Raw genomic sequence first — 20105 nt, forward strand, 5'->3', positions numbered from 1 at the left:
AACTTGACTTAATCTTTAAAAAATTATTCTTTTAAACTAAATAAAGTTTCTAATTCTCGATTTATAAAGGCTAAAGAAACAATTAAAGCTAATAAGGCTAGCCAAGGAAACAAAAGCCACCACTTCCAAAAGGGAGTATAATAAATACCTGGAAAACTGCTTGCATGATGAATAATTAAGCCCCAACTTTTAGAACTTGGATCACCTAAACCTAAAAAAGATAAGCCTGCCTCAGCTACTATAGCTTTGGTTGATAATCTGATTATACTAACAGCTAAAATCGGGAATATTTCTGGCAAAAAATGTTTTTTAAGTAGATAAAAGATCCCTGCTCCATAACTTTCAGCTGCTTTAATATAGTTCATTTCTTTTAACATTAAAACCTGTGATCTAATTATTCGAGCTGGTTTAACCCAAGAAAAAAATGTTAAAACCAAAATAATATTTAAAAGGCTGGGTCCCAAAAAAGCAGCTAAAATTATCATCAGCGGTAAATCTGGTAAGACAATTATAATATCTATAATTCTCATAATTATTTTATCGAGATAGCCCCCTTTAAAAGCTGCTATTATTCCTAGAGCCGCACCACCAAAAGCAGCTAAAAAAGAAGTTCCTAAACCAATTATTAGACTAATTCTAGCTCCATAAGCTATTTGAGACCAAATATCATAACCTAAATCATCTGTACCCATTAAATGCTTTTTTTGAGGTGGTTGTAAAGCAGCCATTGATTTATCAGGGGGATATTGACTAAAAACAGGTGCTAAAATGGCAATTAGAATAATTAAGAAGATAATAAATAGACTGAGTTTGCCTAATAAAGAAAATTTTTTCAAATATCGAATTTTAGCAAAAAAAGTATCCATTTTCAAACCTCACTTCTAAAAATAATTAGAATAATTATTTTATTCTAGGATCAATCCTTTTATAAATTAAATCAGCAAAAAAATTAGCTGTTAAGACAAAAATAGCAATTACTAAAAAGATTCCTTGAATTAAGGGATAATCACGCATCATCACTGATTCTCTTAATAATAAGCCTAGACCAGGATAAGCAAATACATTTTCTACTAGAATTGCTCCCCCAACTAAGCTTCCTAAACTTAAAAATAAACGGCTGCAAATTGGCAGCAAGGAGTTTTTAATCAGATAAGACCAGATTATCCTCAGTCTAGATAAGGCTTTAGCCTGAGCTGTTGCAATATATTTTTTATTTAAAACAGAAATTAGAGTATTTCGCCAAAGTAAGTAATAGCCCCCTAATCTGGACAAAGTAAGGGCTGTTACTGGTAAAACAGCATGCATAATAATATCTAAGCCTTGATCCCAAATACTATCAAATTCTGTATAATGGCTGATGGCCCCTGATAAAGGAAATAAATTTAAGTCAGCTGCCAAAATAAAGAGTAATATTAAGCCGATTAAAAAAGATGGCAGTTCTGAAAAAACTATTAATTTAAAATAGATTATTTTATCAATTATGCTATTTCGATACCAGGCAGAAATAAGACCAATTAGCATTGCTAAAATTAAAGCACTAAACTCTGCCAAAATAACTATTAAAAAAGTCCATTTTAATCTTTTTAAAATGAGCTTTAAAACAGACTGATTATAATAAAGACTTGTACCTAAATCTAAACTAAAAACTTTTTTCAAATAAGAAAAATATTGTTTAGTTAATGATTGATTCAGACCATAATAATCTAAATATTTAGTTCTTTGAGCCTTAGAATACATTAAATCTTGACCTTGATCACCAGAGATAAACAAAAAAGGATCCCCCGGCATCAACCGGGGAAGAATAAAATTAAGGCTAATTATTAAAAAGAGAGTAATTAAATACTCTAGTAATTTATTTTTTGCTTTTTTGTTCATTTTTTTACCCCACATTAATAATTTAAATAAGAAAGTTTGCCATGTTCTAAGCTGTGATGGTCATACATAAACATCCAATTATTATAATTAGCAGGTCTATAAACAGAATAAGGTGCTCTAAAATATAAAGGTATTTCTGGTAATTCTTCTGCTAAAATGCTCTGGATTTCAGCTAAGATTTTTTGACGCTTTTTAGGCTCAAATTCTGAACTTTGCTTTACTAATAAATTTGCTAATTGATCATTTTGATAGCCTACAGCAGCTGAACTAGAAATTTTATCTGCAAAAAATTTTGTTCCGCCAAACCTTGCAATTAAATAATCTGGTTCACCACCCCAACCACCATGACCTGTAATCGCCAGCTGATAATTATTTTGATTAATTCTACTATCTTGAGTTTTAGTATCAGAACTAATAAGCTTGATCTGAATCCCAACTTCTGCTAACTGTTCTTTGATTAACTCTGCCATTCTGACAGTTCTATTTGCTATTTTTAAATTAAAATTAAGCTTTTTAAAACCTGTCTCATTTATTAATTCTTTTGTTTTTTCTGGATTATAATTATATTTTTTAACTTGAGGATTATAGTATGTACTATCTGGAGGTATAATACCTGCACTAGGAAGTTTTGCTGCTCCTCTTTCTATTTTATTGATTAATTCTTGTTTATCAATTGCATAATTAATTGCCTGTCTAAGCTTTTTAGACTCAAGTTCTTTGACATTTTCTAAGTTAAAGATTAATCTATAACCCCAAAAAGCTGGTTTTTGTACTACTTTAAATTGAGGATCATTTTGATAACGGGCCAATAAATCAGGACTAACATCTATTAAATCTATTTCTCCTTTTTCAAAGGCCAAAATTTCTTCGCTAACAGGAATAAATTTAATAGTTTTTACTTTAGCTTTTGGTCCCCAAAAATTTGAAAAAGCTTCAAATTTATAACTACCGTGTTCTTTGTTATAATCGCTTAAACAATATGGTCCAGTCCCAACAACTGCATCAGCTTTAGTATATTCTTTAGGAAATTCAACCTTTTGCCAAATATGCTGAGGAATAATTCTTTGATTTCCAATAGCATAAAGTAAAGAGGCATTAGCTTCATTAACTGTAATTAAAACTTTATTTTCAGCAATAATTTCAATTTTTTTTAAATCATCTTTAGTTAAATCTGACCAAACTAAAGGATGTTCTAAGCCATATTCAAAACTAAATTTAACATCTGCAGCAGTAAAATCTTTTCCATCATGCCATTTTACACCTTCATTTAATGTGAAAAGATATTCTTTACCATTATTTCTAACTTCATAATCTTTTGCTAACCAGGGAATTAAGCCCTTTTCTCCTCTTTCTAAAAGACTATCAAAAATTAAATTTCTTTTATATCCGCCTGGACCTCTTGGATAATGAGCATATGGAGATGGATAACCATAATCTCCACCTGCAAGACTAAGAACTTCTATTTCATAGTTAGTCTCCTGAGCTGCAATAGCTGGTGTATTTTGTAATATTAAAATAAATGCAGCTGAAAAAATTAAGATAAAAATAAATAAAGATGTACTTAAAACATTTAATATTTTCTTAAAATTCATTTTAAATCTCCCCTTTTTTTAATTTTTTGCTAATAAGAACAAAATGTTCTTCGGACAATCTTTAATACAGTAAGATTAAATTTTGTTGATGTCGGAAATTATGGAGCTATAAATATTATCCACAACAAACCATTAGGTATAATTTCCTAGACATTAAAAAAACTGCCTTCCTAAGGAAGACAGTAATATTAATCACAGATATAAATAACCCAATTTTAAACATATGTTCTAAATTAGGCATAAATATACTATAAATTAACATCACAGTTTCTAAGTCGGAAGTTGTGAAGCATAAATAAAGGTAAGTCTTCTGGCTCCCAGTTCTCATAAAAATCTCCTTCCCACTTAAAGCAGTGGAGATCTTCTAAAAATACTGGTTACAGCTGCGACTACAGCAACGGATTTACACCGTTTTCCTTATTAATCTTAAAAAGAACCTTTATTCTTTAAATATTAAATTTTAAATAAAAATTAAAATATTTATTTTCTATTTAATTTTCTAAATTATAACATAAATTTTTTAAGAGGTCAAAAAATGATTTAAATAGCTAGTTAAAATTTATCAACAAAAAAATCCTTTAGTCACTAAATTAAATAATTTAGCAAATAAAGGATTTAGTCTTTTTTTATTAAAATAATTTTTTAAACTCTGCATAGCCTTTCTTTTCTAGCTCTGAGGCTGAAATAAATTTTAAAGCAGCAGAATTAAGACAATATCTTAAACCTGTTGGTTCAGGGCCATCTTTAAATACATGCCCTAAATGAGAATCAGCTTTTTTACTTCTTACTTCTATTCTTGTCATCCAAAGTGAATTATCTTCAACTTCAACTATATTTTCATCAACCAAAGGCTTAGTAAAACTGGGCCAGCCTGAGCCAGATTGAAATTTATCAGTTGAAGCAAAAAGAGCTTCTCCTGAAACAACATCAACATAAATACCTGCTTTTTTATTATCCCAATATTTATTTTTAAAAGCAGGCTCTGTAGCATTTAACTGAGTTACTTTATATTCTAAGTCACTTAACTTTTCTCTTAAATTTGAGTCACTTGTAGTAGCATCAATTTCTACATCTGCTGCTGCTTGTGTTTGACAAAAATTAGCTAATTCATCTGGATTAATCCCATTTATTTTTAATAATTTTTGCTGAAGTTCTTGGCTTAAACCAAATTGAGCAATATTTTTGATAAGATTATCTTTTTTTCCTTTAGCAGCTAAATAACCATTGACCTTAGCCACAGCAGGAGAATTTATAAATTCTTCTATTTTCAACTTATTGAAATAATTTTTTTTGAATTCTGCTCGCTGCTGTAATTTATATTTTTGATGATAATTTTCTGCTAAATAAAATTTATCTAATTTTTTTATTTTAGTTAAAACTTCTTTTTCAGTTTCAGTTTCTAATTTTTCTTTTAAAGCTAAAGCCTTTTCTTTTTGACTTTGATTGTGGTATAAAATTAAAGAAGCATATTGTCTAGAAAGAGCTGGAGAATATGGATTGTGCTGTTTAAAAAAGATTTCTAAAAGTTCTTGATAAGAAATCACTGCTGGATTATAATCTATTTCTATTGTTTCAGTATGATCTTTTATATTTTTATATATTGGATCATTTTTTTGACCCCCAGCATAACCAACTCTAGTTCTAACAACTCCTTCTAAAGCTCCAAAATAAGCATCTGGTCCCCAAAAACAACCAAGAGCAAAACTAGCTGTTTTGGTCTCTAAATCTTCAAATTTTTGATCAAATTCAATTTCAGCTGCCTCAGTTTTACTAACAAATCCAAAAACTATAGAACTGATAATTAAAGTTATTAATAGATAATCCATTTTCTAAACTACCTCCTATTGAAAGCAATTAAAAATTGCCTACTTGATTACTCAAATAATAATATTAATTACTCTCAAATAATAGTAAATAGATTACTTAATAGCTCATTAAAAGTTAATGTCTAATAAAAATGAAGTCATTTTTTTTAACTCCTAAAGAATCTGCAATCAAAGCACATTTAGCCTTAAGTAAAAAATAAATTCCTTTTTCCTTTTCAAATAGAGTTTCTAAATTACCTTGACCTTTACTAATAATTAAATCAGCATTTTGATATTCTGCTTCAAATTCTGCTGTAGCAGCTTCCATCGGCATACCAGGAGTTCTACTACCACTATTAATAATTTCTGCATATTCATCAATAGTAAGTTTTTGAGCTTCTTCCATTGTTATATCGTTTAGAATTGGACATTCTCTCACTGCATATTTTATTTCTACATCATATTTTTTTAATTGGGCTAATAATAATTTATCAAATAAAGCTTCACCTGTATTATCAGCAATAAATAATATTTTAGCTGCATTTTTTAAATCAGCTTTAAAATTTTGATAATCATTATAATTAAACTTCTCATTCAATATCTGAGCTAAATCAATAGAATCAGTTTGTTTAAAATCAAAGTTTTTATCTTTAGAGTTGCCTAGGGCAGAGATTAAAAGTGTTATTAAAAGTGGATCATCTGCTTTTTTAATTTCTGCTTTAAAAAGTGGTAATAATTTTTTAGCTATCTCCAACTTTTCTTGTTTAAATTTTCGATAAGGGTCTCTTATTCCACTTAGTTCTGTTATGTATGCCTGAACTTCTGCTGAAATAACTGCTGAGCCAAAATCTGATTCCATTAAATCTGGTAACATTTGAGAATATTTTCTCAAAATTTCCTTAACAAATTCCTCATCATCATTTGCCATTCGAGCCGACTCCAAAAATTGTTTAAATAAACAGGGAAAACAATCATATTTTATTCCCACCCTAATCACCCCTTTTGCTTATTATAAATAGCCTGTGACCAGAAGTCAATAATTTATTTAATTTTTCTTATATTTTTTATATTAAAATATTTAGCTTAATCTAAAAATTTCTATTAGATTTGATTTTAAGCCTAAAAATAGATATGATTATATTAATTGCAATTATTATTTTGCTTTAATCACTAAAAAAAAGGATTTGATAAAAAATGACTGAAGAAATAAAAAAACCTGATAGTAAAATTGCTGTTATAACATTGATTTCTGTGGTTGCAGTAATTTTAATTTCTATTCGGACTGCCTTAGTTTTGGAAGCAGCTCTAATTTTAGGAGCAATGACAGCTGCTTTATTTGCTCTTTATTTAGGGTTGAACTGGAAAGATATTGAAAGTGGTATGATTAATGGAATTAAAAATGCACTTGGAGCTTCTTTAATTTTAATTATTATTGGTATGGTTATTGGTAGCTGGATCTTAGCAGGGACAATTCAAACTATGGTTTATTATGGTTTAGAACTTTTAAGTCCTAATATTTTTCTACCAGCTGCATTTTTATTAGCAGCCTTAACCTCTATTTTGGTTGGTAGTTCTTTTGGTACTATTGCTACAATGGGGATTGTACTTTTAGGAGTTGCTGAAGGACTGGGAGTTCCCAAGGAAATTACTGTTGGAGCAATAGTTTCGGGAGCAATGTTAGGTGATAAAGTTTCTCCAATGTCTGATTCTACCAATTTGACAGCTGCTATGAGTAGCACTGAGCTTTTTGATCATATAAAATCGATGCTCTATATTTCTGTCCCAGCTGCTTTAATTAGTTTAATTTTATATTCAATTATTGGAGCTTTTTATTTAGATAGTGGAGCAAACTTAACTAATATAGCTTTAATGTTAGAAAACTTGGGGCAGAATTTTAATATTAGTTTTTGGACTTTAATTCCACCTGCTTTAATGCTTTTACTTTCTATTTTTAAAGTTCCAGCAATTGCTTCTTTATCAATTAGTTTCTTAACGGCTTCTCTTTTTGCTATTATAACTCAAGGGGCAAGTTTTAGCCAAATTTTAAATGTAGCTGCAAATGGTTATCAAGCAAATACTGGTTTAGAAATTTTAGATAACCTTTTAACTCAGGGTGGAATTAATAATATGATGAATACAGTTGCTATTATTATGGCCGGAACTGCAATGGGAGGGATTTTAGAAAAAGCTAGAGTTTTAGAAGTTATTTTAGAATCTATGCTGGGCTTTATTAAAAAGCCTAGAGATTTAATTTTAATTTCCTTAAGTTCTGCTTATATTATGCTACTGGCAACTGGAGAAATGTTTGTTTCAATTGTTATTCCTGGAAGAACCCTTGCTCCTGCTTATAAGGAGATGGGGGTTGAAACGAATGTTCTTTCACGTTCTTTAGAAACAGCTTCTACTTTAGGCTGTTCAATTTTACCTTGGGGAGTAGTTTCTGTCTATATTCAAAATGTAATGGATATTGGTTTTGGCTATATACCTTATACATTCTTATCTATTTTAGCCCCAATTATTGCTGTGATCTATGCTTTAACTAATAAATTTACTTTTAGAAGTAATTAAAGTTAAAAATTAAATTTTAAAATTAAGCTAAAAGCTGTTCTATTAATTTAGAACAGCTTTTTTATTTAAAACTAAAAAAGGAGATAATTTTTTTCGCTTGAATATAACTTATATAGTCTAATAATTAAAAAGGAGGTTTTTAAATGAAAATAAATAAATCTGAAATAAAAGCAGAATTAAGTTCTATATTTTTAAATAAAACTTTTGATGCTCTGCTACCACCTTTAATTTATACAATTATTAATTCCATTTTTGGTTTAAAAACTGCTCTTATCTTAGCAGTGATTACTGCTTTTTTTAACTTCACTAAAAGAGTTTTACAAAAAGATAATTGGAAATATTCTTTAGCGGGCCTAGCTGGGGTGATTATTGCAGCTTTATTTGCTTATTTAAGTAATAATGCTGGTAATTATTTTATTCCCGCTTTAATTTCTTCTGCTTTTTTGGTCTTAGCTGCTTTAATTAGTATTTTGTTAAATAAACCACTTGCTGCCTGGGCCAGTCATTTGAGCCGTGGATGGCCTTTAGACTGGTTCTGGCGTGATGATATTAAACCTGCTTATAGAGAAGTCACAATTTTTTGGACTCTTTATTTTGGGCTGCGATTGATAATTCAACTTAGATTATTTTTCAGTAATGCTGTGCTTAACTTGGCCTGGGTTAATCTGCTTTTAGGGTGGCCAGCTATTATAGCTATTCTAATAATCAGCTATATTTATGGAATCTGGAGACTAAATAAACTTGGTGGGCCTGGAGTTGATGAATTTAAAAATAATAAAAAGCCTCCTTGGGATGGTCAAAAAAGAGGCTTTTAAACAGCTTAATTATATTTTTCTTTAATAGTTCCATTTTGATAAGCTTTTAGTAATTTTTCTAGATACTTAATATCATCTTTTAATTTAATTCCTATATCTGTATCTGAAATTTTCTTGGCTGGCTCAAACTTTTTTACAACTTTAGAAGCAAGTGTATCTTTTGTTCCTTTTTTGAGCACTTCTGCTTTAGATACAAACGGTTTATGAGAAATCAGTCTCATTTCTGAGTCACTATAAATTAAAGTATAGCCAGCTATACCAGTTTTTTTATGATAAGCAGCAGAAATTCCACCATCAATTACTAATAATTTTCCCTGGCCTTTAATTGGACTTTCTCCTCTTTTTTCTTCAACTGGAGTATGACCATTAATAATAACTCCCTGCTCAGGATCCATCTCAAATTCCTTTAATATTTTATTACAAATTTCTTCCTTTTCTCTCAAAGAATAATATGGATTTTTATTTTCTTGATAAAGTTCTTTATCATCCTCATCAGTAAAATATCTTAAAAAAGTAGTCATTCTATCTTTACCAAAAAGAGGAGAGTATTCTCCTCGCCAGAGATACCATAACCAGTCACGTTTATCTTTTCTCTTTGTTTTAGTTGAATAACTATGTCTAACTACATCCTGAAAGAAATCAAGTAATTTTTTACCCTTAACTTTTTTAGCTTCCACCTCAATTTCAGCAAAATCCCCATTTTGCTTTAAAGGTACACAACCATGAAATAACAGATTTCCATTATATTTTTTATACATACTTCCATTATTAAAAATAAATCTAATATCTTCCTGTAATCTATCATTATTTTGAAAAGAATTACTTAAATGATCTATTACTTCTTGTTCTTGCTCATTTAATTGATAGGGATTTTTAGGATCGATTGTCGGAAAATGATTATCAATTAAAGGATATTCTTGCTCATTTAAAGTTAAAATACCTCTTTTATAATCTATTTTTTCTAAATAGAGGGCTTCATTCATTTTAAATTCAGGTCTGCTTTTAATTAATTGGCCTTCTAATTTAAATTGAATAATAGCAATTGCTTTTTGCATTTGAGCACTGATATCTTTATCTTGATCATTAATATCTCTTTCTATTAATTTAGGACAAAAAATTTCTCCCTTAAAATCTTGATAATAATTTCTGGCTAATCTGGCTAAAGGTCTCATATTAATTCTATAACCTTCTTCTAAGAGCTCTAAATTACCATATCTCAAACTAATTCTAACTGCTGTTGCAATTAATGCTTTTTGACCAAGACCTGCTCCCATCCACAATATATCATGGTTTCCCCATTGTAAGTCGACATCATGGTGATTTTTTAAAACGTCCATAATTTTATGTGGATTTGGACCTCGATCAAATATATCTCCTACTATATGCAATTTATCAACTGCAAAAGTTTGGATTAGCTGGGCTAAAGAAATAATAAAGTTTTCAGCTTGACCAATTTCAATAATTGTTTTTACAATTTGATCATGATAATCTTTTTTGTTTTTACTATCTTTTTTTAGGTGCAGAAGTTCTTCGATAATATAAGCAAATTCTTCTGGTAGAGCTTTCCTGACTTTTGATCTAGTATAAATAGAAGATACATCTTTAGAGAGTTTTATTATTTGATTTAAAAATTTTTGGTATTCAGCTGCCCCAAGCTTAGCCTGATTCGCTTTTAATTTTTCTAATTTTTCTTCTGGATAAAAAATTAAAGTTGCTAATTCATTTTTTTCTGCTTGACTTAAATCAAAAGCTTGATCTATTTTATATTCAATAACTCCTGAAGCAGTTTTGAGCATATATTGAAATGCTTCATCTTCAGCATGCAAATCTGTTAAAAAATGTTCAGTACTTTTAGGTAAATTTAAAATAGCCTTTAAATTAATAATTTCAGTACTAACTGCTGGAATATTAGGGAAGTTCTCTGATAAAAGTTCTAAATATTTTTCTGCTTCCATAAATAATTAGCCTCCTTGACTTAAAAACTCAAAATCAGCTTTGATTTAACTATATTTTTCTCTAATTACACCATCTTGATAAGCTTTTAAAAGTTGCATTAAATACTTAATATCTTTGGTCAACTTTTCACCTATATCAGTGTCAGCAATTTTTTGGGCTTTTTTAAACTTTAAAACTTCAGTTGCAGAAATTGTATCTCTACTATCTTTATGTAGAGCATTTTTTTTGCTAATAAATGGTTCATGTGCTGTTAACCTTAACCTAGTATCACTATATGTTAAAGTATAGCCACCGATACCAGTTTTTTCATGATAAGCTGCAGCAATTCCACCATCAATTACTAATAATCTACCATTGCCTTTAATGGGACTTTCTCCTTTTTTTTCTGCCACAGGTGTATGACCATTGATAATATGACCCGTTTTGGGATCTAGTCCAAATTCAGCTAAAATTTTCTGACAAATCTCTTCTTTTTCTCTTGCTTGATAATAAGGGTTTTTATTTTCACGATAAAGTGCTTTATCATCTTCATCAGTAAAATATCTTAAAAAAGTAGTCATTCTGTCTTTACCAAATAAAGGTGATAATTCTCCCCGCCAAATATACCAGAGCCAATCCTGAAAATCAGATTCCACTTCTTTAATTGAATAACTTCTTCTTACAATATCATCAAAAAAGTTCATTAGTTTTTGGCCACTATATTCTTCTCCTTCAATTTTTACAACTGAAAAGTCTCCATTGGGCTTTAAAGGTACACAGCCGTGAAATAATAAGTTGCCATTATATTTTTTATATAAACTTCCATTATTATATAAAAATCTAATATCTTCTTGTAGCTGATCATTATTTTTGAAAGAATAGCTTAATTGTTCAATTATTTCTGCTTCCCATTCACTTAACTGATAAGGGTTTTGAGGATCAATGGTGGGAAAATGCTTATCTGTTAGTTCATATTCTTTTCCCTTTAAATTTAATTTACCTTTTTTATAATCAATTTTTTCAAGGTAAAGGGCTTCATTCATTTTGAATTCAGGTCTTCTTTTAATTAATTGCCCTTCTAATTTAAACTGAATAATAGCAATTGCTTTTTGCATCTGAGCTATTATTTTACTTTCACTTTCATCTAATTCTTTATTAATTAAATGTGGTTTAAAGATTTGTTCTTTAACTTCTGGATAATTATTCATAGCAAATCTTGCTAATGGCCTCATATTAATCCCATAGCCTTCTTCTAAAAATTCTAAATTACCATAACGAAGTGTGATTCTAAGCGCAGTAGCAATCATTGCTTTTTGACCGCGAGCTGCTCCCATCCATAAGATATCGTGATTTCCCCACTGAATATCAACATCATGGTGTGCTTTTAAAACTCCCATAATAACATCAGGAGCTGGCCCTCGATCAAAAATATCGCCTATAATATGTAATTTATCAACAGCAAAAGTTTGGATTAATTCAGATAAAGAAATAATAAATTCCCTAGCTTGTCCAACTTCAATAATTGTAGTTAAAATTTGATCTTTATAGTCTTTTTTATTTTTTTCTCCTGTTTTAATATGTAATAACTCTTCAATAATATAAGCAAACTTTGCTGGTAAAGCCTTTCTTACTTTTGATCTGGTATAAATAGAGGAAACTTCCTTAGAAATTTGGACTAAATAATCTAAAGCCTCTTTGTACCAGGCCTGAGGTATAGGTCCTTTTTCTTCTAATTCTTTCATTTTTGATTTTGGATAAAAAATTAAAGTTGCTAATTCTCTTTTTTCAGTATCAGTTAATTCTCCTCGAAAAATTTGATCAATTTTGTACTCAATCATTCCGGAAGCGGTTTTGAGCATATATTTAAAGGCATCTGCTTCCCCATGTAAGTCTGTCAAAAAATGCTCAGTACTTTTAGGTAAATTTAAAATTGCTTTTAAGTTAATAATTTCTGTGCTGACAGCTGGTATATTAGGAAACTGCTCAGATAAAAGTTTTAAATATTTAATATCTTTCATTATTTCCCCTTTCTTAAGAGCCTAATTATTTTCTCTTTTTGTCAATTAATTACTTCTAGATTTGAACTTTTTAACCTGCATAATTTTTTAAATTCTTTTAATATTTTAGAGTTTAATAATTAGGCTTTAGTTTCAAATATATTTTACCTTACTCCATAATCTATAGTTAATCAATTTCTACTCTATTTCTACCTTTAGCTTTAGCTCTATAAAGTGCATTATCTGCTCTTTTTATTAATTCCTCAATGTTTTCTTCATTTTCTATAACAGCTATTCCAAAACTAGCAGTAATATTTTCTGCTTGAATAAAATTATAAGCTGCAATTGCTTTTCTCAGTTTTTCAGCTAATTTATAAGCTGCTTTAAGCTCTGTTTCAGGTGCTAATAGAACAAATTCTTCTCCACCCCAGCGCCCAAAGTGATCACTTTGACGAATATTATTTTTAATTAACTCACTTAACTCTTTTAAAATTCTATCACCTTCATCATGGCCATAATTATCATTAACATTTTTAAAATAATCGATATCAAATATTATAAAAGCAAAACTACTATTATATCTTTGGTGACGGTTAAATTCTTTTGTTAAGACATTTGTTAAATGACGCCGATTATTAATTTCAGTTAATTCATCATTATGAGCTAGTAACCTTAATTTATGATTATTTAAAAAGATTATTCTTAGTAAAATAAGACTTAAAATTAAAAAGGCTATAGCAATAATGAGGATATTTAAAAATTTTTGGCTAATAAAATTAAGAGCCTGATCTGCTTGATAACTAATTAAATAGCCCTTGGTTAAACCATCAACTCCAGTAATCCTAATAAAAGTTCCTGTATAATAACTACCACTTATTCTTTGGGAAATTGTAAATGAGTTACCAGCTTTTAGCTGAGATTCTAGTTTAGCTTTATTTTTTAAATTAATTTCTTCAATAACTGCTAAATTAAACTTATTTTTTTGCTCAAATATTTGATTATAATTATTATAATTATAACTATAATTTTTTAAAAAAGAAAAATTTTTATATTTTGCTTTTTGATCTGCAAAAGCTATTTTTTCCAGTAAATCAGTTTTTATTATAAAAAGCTTTAAACCTTTAAAATTTTTTCCTAATAAATCAGTTATTTTTGTAAATGAAAGTCCTAAACCAATAGAACCTATATGCTGACCTTGGTAATTTAAAGGATAAATATAGCGGTAACCATTACAAGCACAACCCTCTTCAAAACCTAAAAATCTCTTTGCTTCTGTATTTACATACTTAATACTTTTTCTTTTAGCAAAAAGTTGATCTCCAAATTTTTCAGGTTGGTGCATTCTTAAAAAACTAATTCCATCTTTAAAATGAAAATGAATTTCTTTTAAATTATATTGTTCTAAATTTTGGTGAAAACTATTTAATTTTGATTTTAATTTTTGTCGGTAATAATCTCTCTGTTCTTCATTATTTAAGGCTTGATAAATGATACTTTTAATAGCAGGAGTATCTAAGATGTTTTCAAATAAAGAATCTGCTGTTATTTTATAAGCATCTAAGACTAAATTCAATTCTGCTTCTGATCTTTTTAAACTTTGGTTTTTGAAAAACCTTTCTTCTTCTAATTTTTCATAATAACTAAAAAAGACAAAAATGAAAAAAATAATGATAATCAAAATTAAGGTCAACAAATAATACTTATTCGAAAATATAAAATTTTTTTTCATTTATGAGACCTCTTTTCATTAGCTATTTAATTTTATTATATACTTTAAGCCTAATTAAAGCAAAAAAACAGCCTAGTTTTAAAATACTAGACTGTTTTAAAAAATCACCTATTTAACTATCTGTTTGATTCTTTATTTAAGCTAATTTTTGAAAATCTAATTTATCATATTTTCCTAAAAATTCATTAACTTTTTCAATAATTAAATCTAAGTTTTCTTTTTTATCAGCTTCAATATTTAAGACTAAAACAGGATCATGTAAAGACATTCTAATTAAAAACCAATCTTTAGCACCACAATTAACCCTTAGTCCCTGATAATTTTTTGGTGCTAACTGCCAGCTTTCTATTTTTTTGACAAATTCTTTTAGATCGGTTAGAATTTGCTGACCATAATTTTTAAAAGCTTCTGTTTTAATTTTTATTCTATATTCCTTTTTGATTTCTGCTTCTTTTAAATCTGAAATGAGATCTCCAATTTTCTGATTTGATTCTGCTTTTAAGTTAGCTAATTTAATTAAAACTTTGGCAACTAAATAGGCACCATCATCCAGAAAATAATTTTCTTTAAAAGCGGCATGACCTGAAGTCTCTATTGCTAAAGGAGCAGAAATACCTTCATTTTCTAATCTTTGAGCTTCATTAATTACATTTTTATAACCTCTTTTAAAACGATGGTGAACTCCTCCCAGTTTTTCTTCAATAAATTCTTTTAAGCCAACTGAAGTCACTGAATCAGTAACAATTGTTGCTCCCGGATTATTTTCAAGAACAATTGTGGCAGCTAAAGCAATTAGCTTATTTCGGTTAATTTCTTGTCCTGTGCTGTCAACTACTGCTGCTCGATCAACATCAGTATCAAAAATAATTCCTAAATCAGCTTGATTTTGATTAACAGCTTTTTGAATAGCTTTCATAGCTGGTTTTGATTCTGGGTTAGGAGCATGGTTAGGAAAATTACCATCTGGTTCTAAAAATTGGCTTCCTTTAGTATCTGCACCTAAATCTTTTAATATTTGATCAACAAAAAAACCACCTGAACCATTACCAGCATCAACAACAATTTTAAAGTCAGCTAATGGTTTTTTAGAATTAACACTTGGGTTTAGACCTTTTCTAATTACATTTTTAATATGATCTGCGTAAGCAGAAATTAAATCTATTTTTTCTAAATTAATATTTTCTTTTGGCATTGATTGGAAAAATTCGGTTCCTTGCTCTCCTGCTAATTTTAAGATCGCTTTGATATCTTCTTTTTCTAAGCCTCCACTATTTTTGAAAAATTTAAACCCATTTCTATCTGATGGAAGATGACTAGCAGTGATCATAATTGCAGCATCATATTGATATCCTTCTAGAACAGTTGACATAAACATGGCTGGTGTTGAAGCTAAGCCTGCACTATAAACACTGGCACCTGCTTTTTTGATTCCTTTTGCTAAAGCTAGTTTTAGTTTACCAGCACTTAAACGAGAATCATTACCAATAGCTAGCTCCATTTTTTCTCCTTTTTTAGCTAAGTCTTTTTCTAGCCATTTAACAAAAGAAAATCCAATTGCAAAAGCAGCTTCTTGACTTAAGTTAATTTCTTGATCTTGACTGGCGATTGCTGTACCACGGATATCTGTACCACTTAATAATTTTGACCATTCAATTTCTTCCACAAAAATCACTCCAATTTTAGTTTTCTAAAATAATAATTATTAAATATTATTTCTTTATTTTAAATTAATTTAAAATAATTATTCATTTATATTATATAATAATTTTAGTAACTAAATCAATCTAAAATCCTAAAAACTATTTTAAGCAGTTAATAATTAATCAATTTCTTTAAATAGATTGACCATTTCAATCATCGAAACTGCTGCATCATAGCCTTTATTTCCTGATTTAGTCCCTGCTCTGGCAATTGCTTGTTCAATTGTATCAGTTGTTAATACTCCAAAAATAACTGGTTTATCAGTCTCAAGTCCTGCTGTAGCAACTCCTTTAGCAACTTCGGCAGCTACATAATCAAAATGAGAAGTTTCACCTCTAATAACTGCTCCTAAGGCAATTACTCCATCATATTCTTTTTTAGAAGCTAATTTTTTAGCTGTTAAAGGTATCTCAAATGAACCCGGTACCCAAATTAAATCAATATCTGCTTCTACTGCTCCATGTCTTTTTAAAGCATCAATTGCTCCTTCCAATAATTTGGAAGAAATGAACTCATTGAATCTACCAACAACTATAGCTGTTTTAATTCCATCTGCCATTAAATGTCCTTCAATTTTTTTCATAATTTATCAATCTCCTTTTATTTGTGATTCATTTCTTTTGAACCGGGTACGGATATAAGATATACTTATATCTAAAGATCAAGTAAGTGGCCCATTTTCTCTTTTTTGATCTTTAAATAAAATTCATTTTTTTGATTTGGATCTATTTCTAGAGGAACTCTTTGAGTTACTTTTAAGCCATAGCCTTCTAAACCAACAACTTTAGTTGGATTATTTGTTAAAAGTTTAATAGTAGTTAAACCAAGTTCTGTTAAAATTTGAGCTCCGATTCCATAGTCTCTAAGGTCAGGATCAAAACCCAATTCAAGATTTGCCTCTACAGTATCTAGGCCTTGATCTTGTAAGTTATAAGCTTTGATTTTATTGACAAGGCCAATTCCCCTACCTTCCTGGCGCATATATAAAACTACTCCTTTTCCTTCAGCTTCTATTAGTTGCAAAGCAGCTGCCAACTGTTCTCCACAATCACAACGTTTAGAACCAAAAATATCACCTGTAATACACTGAGAATGAACACGAACTAAGACATCCTCTTGCTCTTTTATTTCACCCTTAATTATTGCAATATGTTCTTTATTATCAACTTTTGTTGTAAATACTTTAATTTTAAATTCACCATAAGCAGTAGGTAGTTTAGCTTCGGCCTCGAACTTAATTAATTTATCTTTTTGCTTGCGATAATTAATTAAATCTTCAATTGAAATTAACTTTAAATCATGTTTTTTAGCAAATTCTTTTAAATGGACTAATCTTGCCATTTCTCCATCTTTTTTAATTATTTCACAAATTACTCCAGCTGATTTTAAGCCTGCCAGTCTAGCTAAATCAACAGCGGCTTCTGTATGACCAGCTCTTCTTAAAACTCCTCCTTTTTTGGCTACTAAAGGAAATATATGCCCAGGGCGCATAAACTCTTCTGCCTTAACAGCTGGATCAACAAGTTTTTGAATAGTTAATGCTCTTTCCTGAGCTGAGATTCCAGTTGTTACAGTCTGATGATCAATTGAAATAGTAAAAGCTGTCCCATGTGACTCTGTATTATTTTCAACCATCATTTCTAAGTCTAACTTTTGACTTAACTCTTCTTCTATTGGTGTACAGACAAGTCCCCTGGCCTCCTTGATCATAAAGTTAATGGATTCTTGATCAACTTTTTCTGCTGCCATTAATAAATCACCTTCATTTTCACGGTCTTCATCATCAACAACAATTACCATCTCTCCTGCTTTAATTGCATCTAATGCAGCTTCAATTTTGTCCATTTTAAATCTCCTTTTACTTAATATATTTTAAAAACAATTTTAATTTATTTAGGTACTAAATTTAATAAATTAAATAAAACCATTTTCTGCTAAAAAATTTTTAGAAATTTTACTTTTTTCAGCAGTATTATTATTTACACCACCTAAAATTTGATAGACATATTTCCCCAAAATATCTGTTTCAAGATTAACTTTGTCACCAGGACTTAAATTAGCTAAATTTGTTTCAGACCAAGTTTCTGGAATTAAAGATATTGTCAAAATACCATTTCTAATTTCCATTACTGTTAAACTAACTCCATTTAGAGCAGCTGAACCCTTGTTAACAATTAGTTTTTCTGTTTCTGAATCAATTTCCATTTTAATTATTTGAGCATTATTTTCTCTTTTAATAGATTTTACCACTGCTGTCGAATCAACATGTCCAGTTACAAAATGACCACCAATAAAATCACTTACCTTTAATGATTGTTCTAAATTCAAGCTTGAACCTTTTTCTAAGCCTGATAAATTAGTAGCTTTAAGCGTTTCAGGCATGATATCAGCTTTAAAATAATTATCACCAAAATTAACTACTGTGAGACAAACTCCATTGACAGCTATACTATCTCCTTTTGTCAGATTAGCTAAAACCTTTTTTGCTTTAATTTTAAGTTGATATTTATGCTCACTTTTAGATTTCCCCAAAAATTCTCCTTTTTCCTGAATTATACCCGTAAACAATTGTTGCACCTCCACTAAAAATAATTAGGATAAATAAACTTAATTATTGTTAATATTTGCTTAAATTTAATTTTTGCTGACTGCAATTAACAAAATATTATCTGCCAAATTACGCTGCTCAATAATCTCTAAATTAACTGTATCTGCCATTAGTTTGGGACCAGAGCCTGAAAATGAAGCACAGCCATCATTACCTCCATAAATTTTGGGAGCAATAAAGTAATAAAATTTATCTATAAGTTTTTGAGCCAAAAAACTATGACTTAATTTTGCTCCACCTTCTACTAAAATACTTGCTATTTTTTGCTGATGAAGATATTTTAAGATCTTTTTTAAATCAAAATAATTATTAGCATCTACTGCAAAACTGATGATCTGAACTCCGCCTTTTTTTAATATTTTTTCTTTTTTCTTAAACTTAGCTACTGCTTGAGCTGGAGGAAATTCAGTAGCTGTAATAATTAAAGTTTCAGCCTCAGATTTCTGCTCAATTATTTGAGCATCAATTGGGATTTCCAATAAAGGATCAAGAATAATTCGGAGCGGATCTTTAGTCTCTGTTTTCTCTAATCTAGTTGTTAGAGCAGGATCATCTGCCAAGATTGTGCCAATACCAACCAAAATTGCATCTACTTTTTGACGCAATTTATGACCTTCTTTACGAGCTTGCTCATTTGTAATCCATTTTGAATCACTACTACTTGTTGCAATATAACCATCTAAAGTTTGAGCTTTTTTAAGATAAACAAAAGGTAATTCACTTGTTATGTATTTTAAAAAAATTTCATTTAATTTTTTAGCCTTAGCTGCTAATAAGCCAATTTCAACCTTGATTCCTGCTTTTCTTAACTGTTTAATTCCTCTTCCTGCTACTTGAGGATTAGGATCAACTAAAGCAACTACAACTCTTTTTAGACCTGAAGCTATAATTGCTTGAGTACAGGGAGGTGTTTTACCAAAATGACTGCAGGGTTCTAAATTAACAAAGAGTTCTGCTCCTTCTGCTTTGAACCCAGCTTTAGCTAAAGCATTTACCTCAGCGTGCTGAGCTCCATATTTTTGATGATAGCCTTCACCAATAATTTCTCCGTTTTTAACTATAACCGCCCCAACTAAAGGATTGGGAGATGTTTTTCCTACAGCCAAAGCTGCTAATTTTAAAGCTCTATCCATATATTTTTGGTCACTTATTGAAAATTGCTGCATTAACTATTCCTCCTACTTTATTGATCATAAAAAATTGGACAACTAAAAAAAGACCTTCCAATTCTGGAAGGTCTTTAGTAGTAAAAATTTTATAATATAAACAATTCAGCTAATTTGATTGATATTTTAAATAAATTTGCAAAAAATAAACAAAGCAAATAAAATAAAAATCACTTAGCCTTATCAAGTTATACCTAACTCCCTTCCAGACTTTACTGTCGGTTCTGCATTACATCAGATCAACCCAAATAATTGGATTTGTGGACTTTACCACCGGTAGGGAATTTCACCCATCCTCGTTAGTTATATTCAAT

The 20105-nt window shown here is 29.4% G+C and carries 15 protein-coding genes and 2 riboswitches; of the genes, 2 read left to right on the forward strand and 13 right to left on the reverse strand.

Features of this window, described 5'->3' with window-relative positions:
• Positions 1-23 precede the first annotated feature (23 nt).
• From HPRAE_RS06180 to HPRAE_RS06200, 5 genes are all read right to left on the reverse strand, one after another.
• Positions 24-866: an ABC transporter permease gene (locus tag HPRAE_RS06180; RefSeq protein WP_014553367.1), complete on the reverse strand. Its 843-nt coding sequence runs from the start codon at positions 864-866 to the stop codon at positions 24-26.
• A 34-nt stretch (positions 867-900) separates the two neighbouring features.
• Entirely contained in the window at positions 901-1875 is a 975-nt protein-coding gene (locus HPRAE_RS06185; RefSeq protein ID WP_041606959.1) for an ABC transporter permease, read from the reverse strand.
• A gap of 14 nt (positions 1876-1889) precedes the next feature.
• The gene (locus HPRAE_RS06190; protein WP_014553369.1) at positions 1890-3467 is read right to left on the reverse strand and encodes an ABC transporter substrate-binding protein; all 1578 of its coding nucleotides are present in this window, start codon (positions 3465-3467) and stop codon (positions 1890-1892) included.
• Between the two features lie 283 nt (positions 3468-3750).
• Positions 3751-3923, reverse strand: a riboswitch (cobalamin riboswitch).
• A 173-nt stretch (positions 3924-4096) separates the two neighbouring features.
• Positions 4097-5293 (reverse strand): peptide-methionine (R)-S-oxide reductase MsrB, encoded by a 1197-nt coding sequence (msrB, locus tag HPRAE_RS06195; RefSeq protein ID WP_014553370.1) that lies wholly within the window; start codon positions 5291-5293, stop codon positions 4097-4099.
• A gap of 115 nt (positions 5294-5408) precedes the next feature.
• Positions 5409-6269: a damage-control phosphatase ARMT1 family protein gene (locus HPRAE_RS06200; RefSeq protein ID WP_342626761.1), complete on the reverse strand. Its 861-nt coding sequence runs from the start codon at positions 6267-6269 to the stop codon at positions 5409-5411.
• Between the two features lie 197 nt (positions 6270-6466).
• Here HPRAE_RS06200 and nhaC point away from each other — a divergent pair, with 197 nt between their 5' ends.
• Both nhaC and HPRAE_RS06210 read left to right on the forward strand, forming a co-directional pair.
• A complete protein-coding gene (gene nhaC, locus HPRAE_RS06205; RefSeq protein ID WP_014553372.1) occupies positions 6467-7840 on the forward strand; it encodes a Na+/H+ antiporter NhaC in 1374 nt (457 codons plus the stop codon).
• 143 nt (positions 7841-7983) lie between these two features.
• On the forward strand, positions 7984-8655 hold the full coding sequence (locus HPRAE_RS06210; protein ID WP_014553373.1) for a DUF3159 domain-containing protein: 672 nt from the start codon (positions 7984-7986) through the stop codon (positions 8653-8655).
• A gap of 5 nt (positions 8656-8660) precedes the next feature.
• On the opposite strand, the gene HPRAE_RS06215 is transcribed toward HPRAE_RS06210, so the two are convergent.
• The 8 genes from HPRAE_RS06215 to ribD form a co-directional block, all read right to left on the reverse strand.
• The gene (locus tag HPRAE_RS06215) at positions 8661-10610 is read right to left on the reverse strand and encodes a fructose-1,6-bisphosphatase (RefSeq protein WP_014553374.1); all 1950 of its coding nucleotides are present in this window, start codon (positions 10608-10610) and stop codon (positions 8661-8663) included.
• Positions 10611-10655: 45 nt separating this feature from the next.
• On the reverse strand, positions 10656-12608 hold the full coding sequence (locus HPRAE_RS06220) for a fructose-1,6-bisphosphatase (protein WP_014553375.1): 1953 nt from the start codon (positions 12606-12608) through the stop codon (positions 10656-10658).
• Positions 12609-12774: 166 nt separating this feature from the next.
• Positions 12775-14316, reverse strand: a complete 1542-nt coding sequence (locus tag HPRAE_RS10910; protein WP_014553376.1) for a sensor domain-containing diguanylate cyclase — start codon at positions 14314-14316, stop codon at positions 12775-12777.
• Positions 14317-14452: 136 nt separating this feature from the next.
• On the reverse strand, positions 14453-15979 hold the full coding sequence (locus tag HPRAE_RS06230) for a phosphohexomutase domain-containing protein (RefSeq protein WP_014553377.1): 1527 nt from the start codon (positions 15977-15979) through the stop codon (positions 14453-14455).
• Between the two features lie 156 nt (positions 15980-16135).
• Positions 16136-16600: a 6,7-dimethyl-8-ribityllumazine synthase gene (gene ribH, locus HPRAE_RS06235; RefSeq protein ID WP_014553378.1), complete on the reverse strand. Its 465-nt coding sequence runs from the start codon at positions 16598-16600 to the stop codon at positions 16136-16138.
• Between the two features lie 71 nt (positions 16601-16671).
• Entirely contained in the window at positions 16672-17862 is a 1191-nt protein-coding gene (locus HPRAE_RS06240; protein WP_014553379.1) for a bifunctional 3,4-dihydroxy-2-butanone-4-phosphate synthase/GTP cyclohydrolase II, read from the reverse strand.
• Positions 17863-17931: 69 nt separating this feature from the next.
• On the reverse strand, positions 17932-18585 hold the full coding sequence (locus tag HPRAE_RS06245) for a riboflavin synthase (protein WP_014553380.1): 654 nt from the start codon (positions 18583-18585) through the stop codon (positions 17932-17934).
• A gap of 66 nt (positions 18586-18651) precedes the next feature.
• Positions 18652-19791: a bifunctional diaminohydroxyphosphoribosylaminopyrimidine deaminase/5-amino-6-(5-phosphoribosylamino)uracil reductase RibD gene (gene ribD, locus HPRAE_RS06250; RefSeq protein ID WP_014553381.1), complete on the reverse strand. Its 1140-nt coding sequence runs from the start codon at positions 19789-19791 to the stop codon at positions 18652-18654.
• A gap of 189 nt (positions 19792-19980) precedes the next feature.
• A riboswitch (FMN riboswitch) is annotated at positions 19981-20099 on the reverse strand.
• Positions 20100-20105: the final 6 nt, after the last annotated feature.

Source organism: Halanaerobium praevalens DSM 2228 (assembly GCF_000165465.1).
Lineage (GTDB): Bacteria > Bacillota > Halanaerobiia > Halanaerobiales > Halanaerobiaceae > Halanaerobium > Halanaerobium praevalens.

What these genes read in the sequence shown, in the direction of transcription:
- HPRAE_RS06180 (WP_014553367.1), bottom strand. Translation starts at nt 866, where the DNA reads ATGGATACTTTTTTTGCTAAAATTCGATATTTGAAAAAATTTTCTTTA.
- HPRAE_RS06185 (WP_041606959.1), bottom strand. Translation starts at nt 1,875, where the DNA reads ATGAACAAAAAAGCAAAAAATAAATTACTAGAGTATTTAATTACTCTC.
- HPRAE_RS06190 (WP_014553369.1), bottom strand. Translation starts at nt 3,467, where the DNA reads ATGAATTTTAAGAAAATATTAAATGTTTTAAGTACATCTTTATTTATT.
- msrB (WP_014553370.1), bottom strand. Translation starts at nt 5,293, where the DNA reads ATGGATTATCTATTAATAACTTTAATTATCAGTTCTATAGTTTTTGGA.
- nhaC (WP_014553372.1), top strand. Translation starts at nt 6,467, where the DNA reads ATGACTGAAGAAATAAAAAAACCTGATAGTAAAATTGCTGTTATAACA.
- HPRAE_RS06210 (WP_014553373.1), top strand. Translation starts at nt 7,984, where the DNA reads ATGAAAATAAATAAATCTGAAATAAAAGCAGAATTAAGTTCTATATTT.
- HPRAE_RS06215 (WP_014553374.1), bottom strand. Translation starts at nt 10,610, where the DNA reads ATGGAAGCAGAAAAATATTTAGAACTTTTATCAGAGAACTTCCCTAAT.
- HPRAE_RS06220 (WP_014553375.1), bottom strand. Translation starts at nt 12,608, where the DNA reads ATGAAAGATATTAAATATTTAAAACTTTTATCTGAGCAGTTTCCTAAT.
- HPRAE_RS10910 (WP_014553376.1), bottom strand. Translation starts at nt 14,316, where the DNA reads ATGAAAAAAAATTTTATATTTTCGAATAAGTATTATTTGTTGACCTTA.
- ribH (WP_014553378.1), bottom strand. Translation starts at nt 16,600, where the DNA reads ATGAAAAAAATTGAAGGACATTTAATGGCAGATGGAATTAAAACAGCT.
- HPRAE_RS06240 (WP_014553379.1), bottom strand. Translation starts at nt 17,862, where the DNA reads ATGGACAAAATTGAAGCTGCATTAGATGCAATTAAAGCAGGAGAGATG.
- ribD (WP_014553381.1), bottom strand. Translation starts at nt 19,791, where the DNA reads ATGCAGCAATTTTCAATAAGTGACCAAAAATATATGGATAGAGCTTTA.